This window comes from Acidovorax sp. GW821-FHT10E04 (assembly GCF_059415185.1).
The window spans coordinates 346,086-359,101 of the sequence record NZ_JBWKMT010000007.1 but is presented as its reverse complement, the minus strand read 5'-3'; the positions used below and the strand labels follow the sequence as shown (position 1 = coordinate 359,101).

The following is a 13,016-nucleotide window of genomic DNA, read 5'->3' as shown; positions in this document are numbered from 1 at the left end:
CATGAGCACACTGAACACCTCGGATGGCAGCGCCATCGATCTGGATTTCCTTCGAACCTGGATGGGCCGGGAGTCTGTCGCAGAAGACACGCTGTCGGTACGCCATGCCCGCCTCATGGCCGCCACGCTGGGGCTGCCGCAGGCGCAATTCGCCGAAGGCACGCCGCTGCCGCCGTTGTGGCATTGGCTGTATTTCCTGGAAGGGCTTCCCGCCAGCGAACTCGGCCGCGATGGCCATCCGGCCCGGGGCGGGTTCTTGCCTCCGGTGCCCCTGGCGAACCGGATGTGGGCAGGCGGTCGCCTCGCGTTCCACGCACCGGTGGCGCTGGGCACCACGGTGCGCAAGCGCTCCGCCGTCACCTCGGTCGAGCACAAGCGCGGCCGCAGCGGCGACCTGGTTTTCGTCACGGTGCGGCACGAGATTCTCGATGGCCAAACGGTGGCGATCACCGAAGACCACGACATCGTCTACAAGCAACCCACGCCGCCTGGCACGACGCGCGCCGCCGCGGTGGCCATGCCGGCACCGAGCCACAGCGAACCTTTCGAGGCGACCTCCACGGTGCTGTTCCGCTACTCGGCGCTCACCTTCAACGGCCATCGCATCCACTACGACCTGGACTACTGCCGCAACGTCGAGGGCTATGCCAACCTGGTCGTGCACGGACCGCTGCAGGCCACCCTCCTGGCGGGGTTGGCGGCACGACTGGGGACGCGGCCGCTCCGGCAATTCCGCTACCGCGGCGTGCAGCCCAATCTGCTCGGCACCCCGCTGACCGTCAATGCGGCTTCCAGCGGCGATGGCCTGACGCTGTGGACTGCGCAGCCGGACGGCGCGGTGTCCATGCAGGCCGAGGCGTCGTTCTAGACGACCTTTCCCACTTTCGCGAAAACCCGAGCTCGGGCCGCCTCCTCGCGGCCCGAGGACTCGCCACATCCATAGGAGACAAACCATGCACGCTACATCTCGCCGATCCGTTCTCGCCGCGACCGCCAAGGCCGCTCTGGCGGCTGTACTGCCGCTCGCCACGCAACTTGCCTGTGCGCAGGACTACCCCACCAAGCCCATCACCCTCGTGGTGCCCTTCGTGGCGGGTGGGACCACCGACATCCTCGGCCGCATCGTGGCGGATGGTTTGGGCAAGAAGCTGGGCCAGCCCGTGATCGTCGACAACCGTGGCGGTGCTGGCGGCAACATCGGCGCGGCGGCAGTCGCCAACGCCAAGGCCGATGGCTACACCTTGCTGATGGGCTACAACGGAACGAATGCGATCAATCCATCGCTGTATAAAAAGCTGTCCTGGAATCCCGTGAACAGCTTCGATCCGGTGTCGCTCGTGGCGCGTGTCAACAACGTGGTGGTCGTCAACCCGACACTTCCGATCAAGACCTTGCCTGAACTGGTGACCTATGCGAAGGCCAATCCGGGCAAGGTGAACTATGGTTCGGCCGGACCCGGCAGCATCTTTCACCTCGCGGGGGAAATGCTGTCGCAGCAGGCCGGCATTTCCATGACCCATGTGCCTTACAAAGGCGCCGCTCCCGCGCTGACGGATCTGATGGCGGGCCAGACACAGGTCATGTTTTCAACCATACCCACCGCGCTGCCTTTCATCAAATCGGGCCAGTTGCGAGCGATCGCCGTCACCGGCGCTCAGCGATCCCCTCTCTTTTCTCAGTTGCCCACCGCAAGGGAGAGCGGCCTGAAAGACATGGTCGTGGACTCCTGGTTCGGCGTCTTTGCGCCCAAGGGGCTGCCTGCCCCGATCCTTGGCCGCCTGAACCAGGCGCTTCACGAAGTGCTGGTAGACCCCGCCGTCGTGCGGAGTTTGAAAGAACAAGGTGCGGAGCCCGTCGCCTCCACGCCGGCAGAACTGGCCACCTTGTTGGCCAACGACCTGAAAAGCTGGCAGGCCATCGTCAAGAGCGCCAGTGTGTCCCTCGACTGAGGCGGGCTTGGACATGGGAGGGCGAGGGGTTGATGTTCGGCTTGCTGTTGAGAATGGTCTGGGGAGCTGCGCTCCTTTTCGATTGTTCTCAATACTGGAACAGTTAGTTCGCGACCAGGTAGTTTTTCTTTGGATACCCCAGACGTACAGTTCAACCCATCGATGAGCCGAACCCGCAAGGCGACTCACCGAACCCGGTTCAGAAATGGTTTTTGTCCCGGCTTTTTTGAGACGCTTTTTTAACTTCAAGGATTTTCATCATGAACACGACCGCACGTTTCCTCTCCATCGCCGCTGTGGCTGCTTTCGCTTCTTTCGGTGCCCAGGCCGATGAAGCCGATGCTTCGCAGTTCGCCACCAAGTTCGAGACCAACCGCACCCGCGCTGAAGTGCAAGCCGAAGCCGCCACCGTGGCACAGACCCGCTCCATCGAACCCGCCGGTTCGCGTGTGGTGACCTACAAGTCCACCGCCGACCGCGCCGCCGTGCGTGCCCAGGCTGCCGAAGCCGTGCGCACCGGCCAGATCCCTTCGGGCGAATTCAGCGCCATGTAATTGAATTGACGCAGTTGCGGGCCTTCCCATGGTGGCGGTACTTCGCGGGTGCCGCTGCCATGGGGAGTGTTTTGAACAGACCCGCACTGATGACAAGCAAACTGGGTTCCCTTTGGGAGCCCTTTTTGTTGGTGCAGCGCATCCTTGCCAGCGGCGGGCGATAGGCCGCGAGTGCGGTGACCGCTCCTGCGCCGTGGTCCCCAGCTTCCCGCGAGTGAGCCAACTCGCAGAATCGGCCCGCATCCGCCGCCTTGGCAGGAATGTGGGCGTGGCGCTCAGTTTGGCAGCACGTTCGCGGCTTCCGCCACCTGCTTCCAGGTTGCCACGTCTTCGGCCATCAGCTGGCGCAGTTGCGCTGGCGGCAGGTAGGCCGGCTGTATTCCGAGTTCCAGCATCCGGTCCGCAACGCCTTTGTCCGCCAACGATTCTTTCAGCGCCTCCGTGAGCTTGAGCGTCAACTCCGCCGGCAACCCCCCGGGGGCCAACAGCACCCAGCTGAGCTCGCTCTTGAAATCAATGCCTTGGTCCGGGTAGGTCCCCACGTCCGGCATGCTGGGCGAGCGTGTTCCGCAGATGCCCAGCGCCCGGATCTTGCCTGCTTTCACGAGGGGCGACGCGGTGCCCATGTCGAGCACCGCCACGTTGATGTGGTTGCCCAGAAGGCCTGTGACCAGGTCGGACGAAGACTTGAAGGGGATGTGGTCGAATTTCGCTCCCGCTTTCTGAACCATGACTTCGCCACACAGGTGACCGGTGGAACCATGACCCCAGGTCGCGTACTGAAGCGGTTTGTCGAGGGTCTTGGAGTGCGCGACCAGCCCCTTGAGGTCCTTGGCGGGAAATGCCATCGTGGAAACCACCACGACCCCTGCGGTACCGATGCGGCCAATTTGAGTGAAGTCCTTCACGGGGTCGTAGGGCAGCTTCGCATAGACGGCCGGCGCAATGATGTGGGACGTCATGCCTCCCATCGTGATGGTGTATCCGTCGCTCGGCGACTTGGCCGCCTGGGCGGCCCCGATGGTACCGCCGGCCCCCACCCTGTTTTCAACGAAGAACGATCCGTTCAAGCGCTTGCCCATCGCTTCGGCGACCAGGCGGCCCAGGGCGTCGCCGCCGCTGCCCGCGGACAAGGGAAGCAAGAGCTTGATGGGACGGTGGGGATAGTCCTTGCCTTGCGCAAGGGCCGCCACGCTCGCCAGCATCACGAGGCCGGCAAGAACGCGAGATAGCTTGAATGTCTTCGTCATCGGTTGTCTCCTTTTTGGGGTTGCACTGGCCCGTCAGCTGAGGTACTTGAACTTGAAGCCGTGACTGCATGAATGGATGCGGCCGGCGGTCGGCGCGGGGAAGTGCATCGTCAGCAGGACGGACGATGTGTCGGCAAATCGCTCACAAAGCCGTTGCCGCGTCTCCCGCGCCAGCGTGGGGTTCCAGTCGCCGGTGTTGATGAGCCCGGGCTCCAGGAAGATGATGGGGTGATGGAAGATGTCGCCCGTCATGACCCCGTGCTGTCCGTTGTCCTTCACATGGACCGTGACGTGGCCTGGCGTATGCCCTTTGGCATCCTCGAGCCAGACGCCTTTGGCCAGGTCTCCATCCACCCTGTGGTTGGAGTCGACCAACAGGGCCTGCCCGGCCTCCACGACCGGCAGCACGCTGTCCAGGAAGGAGCCCTGACCCACCGGAAATTCCGGCCCGCTTTGGTGCTGCCGAAGGAAATGTTCGAACTCTTCCCGTGCAAAGATGTACTTTGCGCGGGGAAAAGTCGGCATCCATCGGCCATCACTGAGCACGGTGTTCCACCCCACATGGTCGGTGTGGAGGTGGGTGCACAGAACCATGTCGATGTCCTCGGGGCCCAGGCCCAGGCGTGCCAGATTGCGCAAGTACTCCTGCGACTTGAACATGTGCTGCCACTTCGCGCGGGGCCGGTCCTTGTGATTTCCGTTGCAGGTGTCCACCAGGATATTGGCCGTCCCCGTGCGCACCAGATAGCTGTGAAAGCTCAGGTTGAGTTTCTTCGTCTCTGGGTGAATCAACGTCGGGCCCAAGGCCTCCTGGTGTTTCAAGACTGCTGACGGTTCAATGTTGGGATAGAGCCAAGTGGGGTCTACCCAGAAATTGTCGATTTCCACGACCTTGTCGACCGTGGTGTTGCCCAGGTGGAGCTGTTTCATCGCAGGAAAAGCACGGATGACGACATGCGGGCACCTAGCCAATGTTCTGGCGCGTCACACCCGCTTCACGGGCAATCCGGGCCCACTGGGCGAACTCGTGGGAGATGACCTTCTTGAAGTCCTCTGGCCCGACGAATTCGGCGATGGCACCGAGCTCTTCGATGCGGCTCTTCACGGCCGCAAGGGCCATCGCCTTGCGCACCTCGTCGGCGATGGTGTGCACGGCATCGGCGGGGGTTCCGGGCGGCGCCATGATGCCCACCCAGAACTCCTTGGTCTCGTTGATGACCAGTCCTGCCTCGTCCATCGTGGGGACATCGCGCATGGCCGGCGATCGGTTCCTGGACATGACCGCCAGCGGCTTCAGGTGTGCGCGTGCCGATGAAATCAGCGGAATGGCGCCCATCATGGCATCCACCTGGCCAGCCATCAGCGCCTGAATAGCCGGAGCGCTGCCGGTAAACGGCACGTGCAGCATCTCCCTGGTGCCGGCGGCGCGGCCGAAGAGCATCATGGCGGCCTGGCCGGTGGTGCCCACGCCCCAGGTCGAGAAGCTCACTTGCTGGCGCTTGGCGAGCGCGATGAATTCGCCAACGTCCTTCACGTCCAGGTCCTTGCGCACGGCCAGCGCGAACGGCACGAAGCACAGCACGGCCACGGGGACGTGGCCTTCGGGGCGGAAGTTCGGATTGTTGAAGAAGTGCGGGTAGATGGTATGGGTGTCGCTGCTGGCGGCCAGCAGGTAGTGGCCGTCTCCTGGCGACTTGCTCAGAATGCCCGATGCCAAGGTTCCCGAGGCGCCAGGCTTGTTGTCCACCACGATGGGTTGGCCCAGGGCATTGCCGATGGCGTTGGAGATCAGTCGGGCAAAGATGTCGGAGTTGCCCCCCGCCTGGCCAGGAACAATCAATTGAATCGGCTTTTTCGCCGTCCATTTGGCTTGCGCCCATGACAGGGCAGGAGCAAACACCGAGGCGGCGACCGCCGCAGTGGTTTTCAGAACGTTTCTGCGCGACTTCATATCATGTCTCCTTTTGCGGTTGAAAATCAGGCCGGGATTATCTGTTTTTGTATCCGGCAGCCCTGGGTGAGATATATGCGGGTATGGAATGCCCTTGTGTCCTTGCATAATTCAATATCCCGTCTTCGATGGCCCCTGCATCGCGGACATTCATGAAGGCCTCGCCATCGAAATTCACATTGGCTCCGTGAACGACCATGAATCCTTCCGCCGGCTCCGGTGCGTCGTCAGGCACGCAAAAAGTGTGGATGGAGCCCGCCGGCTCATAGAGGTAGCTCCCGGCGGTCTGCGGGTTTTGGGGGTACTCGACGTAGTTCCATTGCCCCTTGGTGGTGAAAAAGTGCACCGTACCCGTGTGGAAGTGCTTTGGAAGCCTGGTGCCAGGGGCGAATTTCCCATAAAGCACCCATATTCCATTTTCCCGGTCGAGAAAGAGCGGAATGATTTCCGAGCCCGGTGCTCCGCCCGGGAAATAGTCCATGTTCCTGATATTGACCGTGAGCAGCTCATCTTGTGGGGTCAGCGAGGTGGGGGTTGCCATGGGGTATCCTGTCCGCGTTAATATGAAGAAACGTTTCCGCAAAAACTAAAAATAGGCGTAAAATTGCGGCGATTGAATGATTTGAACGTACGGCGGATTCGATGGCAGCAGTTAGCATTCACGATGTGGCTCGCGTGGCGGGCGTTTCGATCAGCACCGCATCTCGGGCCATGAACCGGGCGGGCCGTGTCAGTGAAGACACGGTGAAAAAGGTTCAGGAGGTTGCGGCGCGCCTGGGTTACCAGCCCAATGCGATTGCGCGGGCCATGCGTTCCAAGCAGAGCCATGCGGTGGGCGTTATCGTGAGCGACATCTCCAATCCGTTCTACGGCCGCCTGGTCAAGACACTCGAGCGCAGCCTGTCCGAAAGTGGCTACGCCTGCTTTGTCGCCAGTTCCAACAACGACATCTCGACCGAAGTCAACCTCGTGCGCCTGTTCAAGAGCCGAGAGGTCGACGGCATCATTCTTGGCCCGTGCCAAACCGACTCCATCGCGCACCTGGTGTCTGAAATCAAAGGCACGCCAACAATTCTGTTCGACCGCGATGGAGGAAACGCACTGAGTTCGGTGAAGGTCGACCACTACCAGGGCACGTGCTCCGCGATGCGCTATCTGATTGCCAGGGGCCACCGGCGCATCGCCCTTCTGACACCGGGCAGCCAGATCCAGCCCATCAAGGACCGGATCCGGGCCTATCAGGACTGCCTCGTGGAAGCGTCCATAGGCTTCGACCCCAGCCTGATTTGCCTGGCGGATTCGTCGATGAACTTTCCTCCCGAGCGGGCCCAGATGCTCCTGAACATGCCGGGAGAGCGGCCCACGGCCTTCCTGTGCCTGGGCACGAAGATTCTGGCGGGCGTCCTGGCCGCGATACGCAGCGCTCGGCGGGCCATCCCGAAAGACGTGAGCGTGATATCCATCGGCGACTCGGACTTCTCGGAACTGCACAGCCCGTCCATCACCTCGCTGGCCTGGGACATCAAGGCGTTGTCGGGCGACATCTCCTCGCTGCTGCTCTCCCAGATGCGGGACGAATCCACAGGCCCCCGTTCGGCCGTTGTGGAGATGCGGCTCATCGAGCGGGAGTCGTGCGCGACCATCTAGCGCGCCGGCCTGAAGGGGTGGGTGTTGCACCTACAGGAGCCCGAGTTGCTGAAGCTTGAGGTCCGGCGAGGTGTAGGGGCGCTCGCAGATGATTTTCGCCGAGCCCGGCTTGAACAGGAACGTGGCCGCCATACGCACCTTGAAGCTCTTGCCGGTCGGCGCAAACGTCCTGTCGCGCACGCGGAACTCGCCCAGGTGAGTTCCGAAAAGGAAGAACTCCACCAGCACGGTGTTCTGTGCATCGTCGGCGGCGATGGCGATGACTTCGTTGGCCTGGTCCGGGAAGGCCTGGCGCGAAGCGTGGAAGTAGGCGCGAACCTGCTCTTCGCCGTCGTAGACAGCGCCATTGCCATACATCTCATACCGCGGGTGCTCGAAGGTGTCGATGACACCGTCCCAGTCCTGGGTGCACTCCAGCGCCATGTGGTCTCGCACGGTCTGGATGCGCGCCTGGCGCAACTCTTCGTTGGTCATGGGTCCTTTTCCTTGTTGTGGAAACGTTTGCGCTATTTTGCGCAGATTCTGCCAAAGGGTTGACCGGGGTTTACCCTGCCATGCCGACAGGTGTTGATTTCTGAAATTCCCCTAGGGCAATAGGCCAGTTGCACAAATTCACCCAGCGAGCCGCGAGACCGTGGGGTTATCCCCATCCGCTCCATGACGAGGTTGGCATAGCATGAGAGGAAACGTTTCCTCAAAGGATGGGCTATGAAACTGAAAGACAAGGTGGTGCTCGTCACGGGTGCCGGTACCCTGCGCAAGGACTTCACGGACGCAGGGCAGGTGGGCAATGGGACCGCGTGTGCGCTCACCTTCGCGCGGGAAGGCGCGATCGTGGTTTGTGCAGACCGCTCGCTGGACGCCGCCGGGCTCGCTGCAAAGATGATTCACGGGGAATCCGGCCGCGCCCAGGCCGTGCAGATGGACGTCACCGACACGGCGCAAGTGAACGATGTCGTGCGCCAGCTTCTGTCGCAGCACGGGCGCATCGACGTGTTGCACAACAACGTGGGCATTGAAATGCAGGGCGACCTCCTGGAGGTGAAGGATGAGGACTGGGACCGGGTCATGGAGATCAACCTTCGCGGAGCGATGGCCACGTCACGTGCTGTGGTGCCCGGGATGCGCGCCCGCAAGTCGGGCTCCATCATCAATGTCTCGTCCACGGCAAGCCTGAAGTGGAGTCCCATGCAGTTTCTGTCGTACAGCACGTCCAAAGCCGGCCTGAACCACATGACCCGTGTCATTGCCCGGCAATATGCCGCGGACCAGGTGCGTTGCAACTGCATCATCCCCGGCATGATCCGCACCCCCCATGCCGACGCTCTGTACGGCGGCGCGGAAGAGGCTGCAGCCGGCCACCGGGCCCGTGATGCGCGATGCCCGATGGGGCGCCAGGGTTCGCCCTGGGACATCGCCAAGGCCGCGCTGTTTCTTGCCTCGGACGATTCGTCCTACATCACCGGGGTCCAGTTGGTCGTCGATGGGGGCTCGAGCTTGTAGCCACACATGGCAGGCAAGGGCCAGCGCTGCGGGTGCGAACAGCGCCCTGGCCGGAGCTTTTTTGGAGGCGGGAAAGAAAGAAGGGCGGGGGCGCCGATCGGGCCGATGGGCAAGAATGGCGCGCTGATGAAAGATCCGACCCACACCCTTCCTGCCCTGCGGGGCGGCCTGCTTGCGTTGCTGGCGGCCGTCCTGTTTGGCATCAGCACGCCGCTGGTGCAGAAACTCGGCCTGGGCGTTGGCCCGTTCACCACGGCGGCGCTGCTCTATGCAGGCGCTGCCTTCATCGGCGCACTGCTGCGCCAGCCCGCCGAGCGGGAGGCGCGCCTGCGGCGTTCAGACTTTCCGCGCCTGCTGGCGATGGCCTTGCTGGGCGCCAGCATCGGCCCCGTGGCCCTGGCCTGGGGTCTGCAGCGCACGAGCGGCACCGGCGCGTCGCTGATGCTGACCCTGGAGGCGCTGTTCACGGCCTTGCTGGCCTGGCGCCTCTACGGCGAAACCATGGACCGCAGAGTGGGACTGGCCGTGGCACTGCTGCTGGCCGGCGGGATCGCCCTCGTGCTGGACCAGGGGCAGAGCGGAAACAGCAGCCAGTTCTGGGGACTGATGGCCGTTGTGGGCGCCACGGCAGCCTGGGGCCTGGACAACACGCTGTCACGTGCGCTGGCGGAGCGTGACCCGGGGCAGGTCGTGGTGGCGAAGGCCGTGCTGGGCGTCACCGCCACGCTGGCGCTGGCCTGGCTGACGGACGAGCCCGCTCCCGCGGCGGGGCCCGCCCTGGGGCTTCTGGCCGTGGGTGCGAGCGGCTATGGCCTGAGCCTGCGTTTCTACCTGCTCGCACAGCGCGCGTTCGGGGCGGCACGCACGGGATCGGTATTTGCCTTTGCCCCGTTCATGGGCGCGGCGCTGGCGCTCATGCTGGGGGATCGCCCCGGGGGGTGGGGCATGCTGCCGGGGGGCGTGCTGATGCTGCTGGGGGTGGCCGTTCATTTGATGGAGTCCCATCACCACGAGCATGCGCACGAGTTCCTGGAACATGAGCACGCCCACACCCATGACGACGGTCACCATGGGCACGCCCATGAGTCCATGCCCGCGGGGCCGCACAGCCATGTGCACGTCCACGGTCCGGTGCGGCACCGCCACGCCCACGTGCCGGATGCCCATCATTCGCACAGGCACTGAGGGACCCCGCAGCCCTCGGCGCATGCGACGGCGGCGTGCGTCCCGGGCCAGAAATGGGGCTATTCATTTCTGGCCTGGGGTCGGTCCAGGCCGGGCCGGTTCATGGCGGTCGAGATGCCGTGGAATGCCGGGTTTTTCTCACGGAGTCTCCTCCTGAAGGCCTGCCTCCATCCCGTCCAGCCAGGCGGTGAAAGCCGCCCGTGCCGCCAGCGGCAAACCGGGTTGCAAGGCTTGCGCTTCGGCGCGCAATGCGCGCGGATCGATGCCCGCCTGCGCGAGTTCGCAGGCATGGCCGACCAGCCATCGCTCGATCTGGCGGGGGTCGGCTTCCAGATGGCATTGCAGCGCCAGCACGTGGCGTCCCATGCGGAAGGCCTGGTTGGCGCAGGTGGGTGTACCTGCCAGTCGCGTTGCCCCCTCGGGAATGTCGAAGCGGTCGCCATGCCAGTGCAGCACGGGCATGTGGGCCAGCGCCGCCAGCGGCGATGCCTCGCCTTCCGGGGTCAGCACCAGGGGCGCAAAGCCGATTTCCTTGATGCCCATGCTGGCAACACCCGCACCCAGCGCGCGGGCAATCAGCTGCGCGCCCAGGCAGATGCCCAGCAGCGGTCGCCGGCTTTGCAGCCTCTGACGTATCACCGCCAGCTCGTCGTGGATGAAGGGGTAGATGTGGTCATCGAAAGCGCCGATGGGGCCGCCCAGCACCACCAGCAGATCCGCCGCGGTCGTGTCCACGGCGTGCAGATCATCCGTGGTGGCGTCCAGATAGCGCACGGCATAGCCACGCGCCGCCAGCAGCGGCTCGAGCGTGCCCAGGTCTTCAAAATGCAGATGGCGCAGGGCGATGGCGGTTTTCATGGACGTGGCTCCTGGGTGCTGGGCTCGCCGGGCCAGTAGTGGCTGTCGGGCAGGGGGCGGGCGCCAAAGATGGCCTGGCCGACACGCACCACCGTGGCGCCTTCCTCGATGGCGATCTCGAAATCGCCGGACATGCCCATGGACAGTTCCTCCAGGGCGATGTGGGCGGGCGCACTCTGGCGCAAGCGGTCGCGCAAAGTGCGCAGCAGAATGAAGCACTGCCGCACCCGCTCCGCCTCTGGCGAAAACAGCGCGAGCGTCATCAGCCCGCGCACGCGCAGCGCGGGGAAAGCGGGCAGCGCGCGCAGGAACGCCGGAACGTCCTCGGGCGACAGGCCGTACTTACTGGCCTCGCCCGAGGTGTTGACCTGCACGAGCACATCCAGCGCGCGGCCCTCGGCCTGCAGGCGGCGCTCCAGCGCCTCGGCCACGCGCAGACTGTCCAGTGCCTGGAACTCGCTGGCGAAGCGTGCCACCAGCCTGGTCTTGTTCGTCTGCAGATGGCCGATGACCGACCAGCGCAGATCGGCCAGGTCCTGCATGGCTTCCCATTTGCCGAAGGCTTCCTGCACCTTGTTTTCACCCAGCAGGCGGCAACCCGCCGCGTAGGCCAGGCGCAGGCTGGACTCGGGCTTGGTCTTGCTCACCGGCAGCAGGCGCACCCCGGCCGGGTCGCGCCCCGCGCGGCGGCAGGCGGCATCCATGCGGGCGCGCACCGCCGCCAGGTTGTGCCGGAAGTCGTCGACGGAAGCTGCCTGCGGATAGCGGCCATGCTGGCCGTGGCGGGTCTGGGTGTCCGGTGGCTCAAGCATTGGCCTGGTTCCTTTCCCTCTTGATGATCGCGGGCTCTGCGGCCGCTGCCGCGGTGGCGGGGCGCCCGCGGCGCGGCAGTGTGCCATTGAGCACGGCGTGCGCCGCCAGGCCCACCACCAGGCCCCAGAACGCACCACCGATGCCCAGCAGCGTGATATTGGCCGCCGCGGCCAGGAAGGTGATCAGCGACGCTTCACGGGTCTTGGCATCGGCCAGTGCGGTGGCCAAACTGCCGCCGATGGTGCCCAGCAGCGCCAGGCCCGCCAGCGTGGTGATGAAGGTTGCCGGGAATGCCATGAAGACAGCCGCCAGCGTCACGCCGAACACGCCCACGAGGATGTAGCACACGCCTGCGGCGATGCCCGCGATCCAGCGCTTGGAGGGATCTTCGTGCGCCTCGCGGCCCGTGGCGATGGCTGCGGTGATGGCGGCGATGTTGAAGGCATGCGAACCGAACGGCGCCATCAGCAGCGAGCCGAGCCCGGTCAGCGCCACGATGGGATTGGCGCTGGTCCTGAACCCGTCATTGCGCAGCACCAGCATGCCGGGCATGTACTGGCCGGTCAGCGTGATGAGGAACAGGGGCAAGGCGACGCTCAGCAAGGCATTGAGCGAGAACGCCGGCATGGTGAAGACCGGGGCGGCGAGCTTCAAGCTCAGTCCCGACAGGTCCACCCGGTCCTGCATGAGCAGAAAGAGCAGGCCCAGCACCAGGATGCCCACGACGGCATAGCGTGCGCTGAAGCGCTTGAGCACCACATACGTCACGATCAGCAAGCCAGCCAGCACCGGATCGATGCCCATGCCGCCGAAAGCCTGGATGCCGAATTGCAGCAGGATGCCCGCGAGCAAGCCTGCGGCCACGCCCGAAGGAATCAGCCGGATCAAGCGCTCGAACCAGCCTGACAGCCCCAGCGCCACAAAGGCCGCGGCGGAGATCAGGTACGCGCCCACCGCTTCGGCATAGGGCGTGGTGGCCAGTGCCGTCACCAGGAACGCCGCTGCCGGCGTGGACCAGGCGGTAATGATCGGCTCGCGCGTCCGCCAGCTGAGCATGAGCCCCGTGACGCCCACGCCAATCGAAATCGACCACACCCACGATGCCGTCAGCTCCGGGCTCAGGCCTGCCACCCTGGCCGCCTGGAACACGAGAATGAAGGTACCGCCGTAGTTGACGATGACGGAAATGAGGCCCGCGACAATGGGATGGGCGAGATCGGACCAGCGGGAAGAGGAGGCGGGCGGTGGGGACGGCATGTGGGATCGGGGCTCCTGAAAGTGGCCCCATGGAGCGGGCCATGGTGCT

The 13,016-nt window shown here is 64.4% G+C and carries 14 protein-coding genes; 6 read left to right on the top strand and 8 right to left on the bottom strand.

Annotated features, from left to right (window positions below; translation table 11 throughout):
- The first annotated feature begins 1 nt into the window (after position 1).
- The 3 genes from AC07OC_RS22485 to AC07OC_RS22475 all read left to right on the top strand — a co-directional run bounded on the left by AC07OC_RS22485 (position 2) and on the right by AC07OC_RS22475 (position 2,503).
- Positions 2-868: an HTD2 family dehydratase gene (locus AC07OC_RS22485; protein WP_492245730.1), complete on the top strand. Its 867-nt coding sequence runs from the start codon at positions 2-4 to the stop codon at positions 866-868.
- Between the two features lie 85 nt (positions 869-953).
- Positions 954-1,949, top strand: a complete 996-nt coding sequence (locus tag AC07OC_RS22480) for a Bug family tripartite tricarboxylate transporter substrate binding protein (RefSeq protein WP_494602283.1) — start codon at positions 954-956, stop codon at positions 1,947-1,949.
- A 260-nt stretch (positions 1,950-2,209) separates the two neighbouring features.
- Positions 2,210-2,503 (top strand): DUF4148 domain-containing protein, encoded by a 294-nt coding sequence (locus tag AC07OC_RS22475; protein WP_369641186.1) that lies wholly within the window; start codon positions 2,210-2,212, stop codon positions 2,501-2,503.
- Positions 2,504-2,778: 275 nt separating this feature from the next.
- Here the strand turns inward: AC07OC_RS22475 and AC07OC_RS22470 are convergent, their stop codons facing one another.
- Genes AC07OC_RS22470 through AC07OC_RS22455 form a run of 4 tightly spaced genes read right to left on the bottom strand, consistent with a single transcriptional unit; the run spans position 2,779 to position 6,245 of the window.
- On the bottom strand, positions 2,779-3,753 hold the full coding sequence (locus AC07OC_RS22470) for a Bug family tripartite tricarboxylate transporter substrate binding protein (protein WP_218297361.1): 975 nt from the start codon (positions 3,751-3,753) through the stop codon (positions 2,779-2,781).
- A gap of 33 nt (positions 3,754-3,786) precedes the next feature.
- Positions 3,787-4,683: an MBL fold metallo-hydrolase gene (locus AC07OC_RS22465; RefSeq protein WP_218297360.1), complete on the bottom strand. Its 897-nt coding sequence runs from the start codon at positions 4,681-4,683 to the stop codon at positions 3,787-3,789.
- A 34-nt stretch (positions 4,684-4,717) separates the two neighbouring features.
- Entirely contained in the window at positions 4,718-5,704 is a 987-nt protein-coding gene (locus AC07OC_RS22460) for a Bug family tripartite tricarboxylate transporter substrate binding protein (protein ID WP_218297359.1), read from the bottom strand.
- Positions 5,705-5,741: 37 nt separating this feature from the next.
- Complete coding sequence (locus AC07OC_RS22455) at positions 5,742-6,245, bottom strand: 2,4'-dihydroxyacetophenone dioxygenase family protein (protein WP_218297358.1); 504 nt, start codon at positions 6,243-6,245, stop codon at positions 5,742-5,744.
- Between the two features lie 101 nt (positions 6,246-6,346).
- Between AC07OC_RS22455 and AC07OC_RS22450 the strand changes: the two genes are divergently transcribed.
- Positions 6,347-7,351 (top strand): LacI family DNA-binding transcriptional regulator, encoded by a 1,005-nt coding sequence (locus AC07OC_RS22450; RefSeq protein ID WP_218297357.1) that lies wholly within the window; start codon positions 6,347-6,349, stop codon positions 7,349-7,351.
- A gap of 30 nt (positions 7,352-7,381) precedes the next feature.
- On the opposite strand, the gene AC07OC_RS22445 is transcribed toward AC07OC_RS22450, so the two are convergent.
- Positions 7,382-7,825 (bottom strand): ester cyclase, encoded by a 444-nt coding sequence (locus AC07OC_RS22445; RefSeq protein WP_218297356.1) that lies wholly within the window; start codon positions 7,823-7,825, stop codon positions 7,382-7,384.
- Positions 7,826-8,059: 234 nt separating this feature from the next.
- Here AC07OC_RS22445 and AC07OC_RS22440 point away from each other — a divergent pair, with 234 nt between their 5' ends.
- Positions 8,060-8,854 (top strand): SDR family NAD(P)-dependent oxidoreductase, encoded by a 795-nt coding sequence (locus AC07OC_RS22440; RefSeq protein WP_218297355.1) that lies wholly within the window; start codon positions 8,060-8,062, stop codon positions 8,852-8,854.
- A 126-nt stretch (positions 8,855-8,980) separates the two neighbouring features.
- A complete protein-coding gene (locus AC07OC_RS22435; RefSeq protein WP_494602280.1) occupies positions 8,981-10,039 on the top strand; it encodes a DMT family transporter in 1,059 nt (352 codons plus the stop codon).
- Positions 10,040-10,177: 138 nt separating this feature from the next.
- Here AC07OC_RS22435 and AC07OC_RS22430 read toward each other — a convergent pair whose 3' ends face one another.
- From AC07OC_RS22430 to AC07OC_RS22420, 3 genes are read right to left on the bottom strand one after another with little or no spacing between them, the layout of a single operon-like run.
- Positions 10,178-10,897 (bottom strand): glutamine amidotransferase, encoded by a 720-nt coding sequence (locus AC07OC_RS22430; RefSeq protein ID WP_494602278.1) that lies wholly within the window; start codon positions 10,895-10,897, stop codon positions 10,178-10,180.
- Entirely contained in the window at positions 10,894-11,709 is an 816-nt protein-coding gene (locus AC07OC_RS22425) for a YggS family pyridoxal phosphate-dependent enzyme (RefSeq protein ID WP_218341345.1), read from the bottom strand. Before AC07OC_RS22425 ends, AC07OC_RS22430 begins: the two co-directional genes overlap by 4 nt.
- Entirely contained in the window at positions 11,702-12,967 is a 1,266-nt protein-coding gene (locus AC07OC_RS22420) for a benzoate/H(+) symporter BenE family transporter (RefSeq protein WP_494602276.1), read from the bottom strand. The genes AC07OC_RS22425 and AC07OC_RS22420 overlap by 8 nt, the downstream gene beginning before the upstream one ends.
- Between the last annotated feature and the right edge of the window lie 49 nt (positions 12,968-13,016).

Excerpts from the sequence above, each read along its gene's own strand:
- AC07OC_RS22480 (WP_494602283.1), top strand. The coding sequence starts at position 954 with ATGCACGCTACATCTCGCCGATCCGTTCTCGCCGCGACCGCCAAGGCC.
- AC07OC_RS22470 (WP_218297361.1), bottom strand. The coding sequence starts at position 3,753 with ATGACGAAGACATTCAAGCTATCTCGCGTTCTTGCCGGCCTCGTGATG.
- AC07OC_RS22420 (WP_494602276.1), bottom strand. The coding sequence starts at position 12,967 with ATGCCGTCCCCACCGCCCGCCTCCTCTTCCCGCTGGTCCGATCTCGCC.
- AC07OC_RS22440 (WP_218297355.1), top strand. The coding sequence starts at position 8,060 with ATGAAACTGAAAGACAAGGTGGTGCTCGTCACGGGTGCCGGTACCCTG.
- AC07OC_RS22430 (WP_494602278.1), bottom strand. The coding sequence starts at position 10,897 with ATGAAAACCGCCATCGCCCTGCGCCATCTGCATTTTGAAGACCTGGGC.
- AC07OC_RS22450 (WP_218297357.1), top strand. The coding sequence starts at position 6,347 with ATGGCAGCAGTTAGCATTCACGATGTGGCTCGCGTGGCGGGCGTTTCG.
- AC07OC_RS22465 (WP_218297360.1), bottom strand. The coding sequence starts at position 4,683 with ATGAAACAGCTCCACCTGGGCAACACCACGGTCGACAAGGTCGTGGAA.
- AC07OC_RS22485 (WP_492245730.1), top strand. The coding sequence starts at position 2 with ATGAGCACACTGAACACCTCGGATGGCAGCGCCATCGATCTGGATTTC.
- AC07OC_RS22460 (WP_218297359.1), bottom strand. The coding sequence starts at position 5,704 with ATGAAGTCGCGCAGAAACGTTCTGAAAACCACTGCGGCGGTCGCCGCC.
- AC07OC_RS22455 (WP_218297358.1), bottom strand. The coding sequence starts at position 6,245 with ATGGCAACCCCCACCTCGCTGACCCCACAAGATGAGCTGCTCACGGTC.
- AC07OC_RS22445 (WP_218297356.1), bottom strand. The coding sequence starts at position 7,825 with ATGACCAACGAAGAGTTGCGCCAGGCGCGCATCCAGACCGTGCGAGAC.
- AC07OC_RS22425 (WP_218341345.1), bottom strand. The coding sequence starts at position 11,709 with ATGCTTGAGCCACCGGACACCCAGACCCGCCACGGCCAGCATGGCCGC.
- AC07OC_RS22475 (WP_369641186.1), top strand. The coding sequence starts at position 2,210 with ATGAACACGACCGCACGTTTCCTCTCCATCGCCGCTGTGGCTGCTTTC.
- AC07OC_RS22435 (WP_494602280.1), top strand. The coding sequence starts at position 8,981 with ATGAAAGATCCGACCCACACCCTTCCTGCCCTGCGGGGCGGCCTGCTT.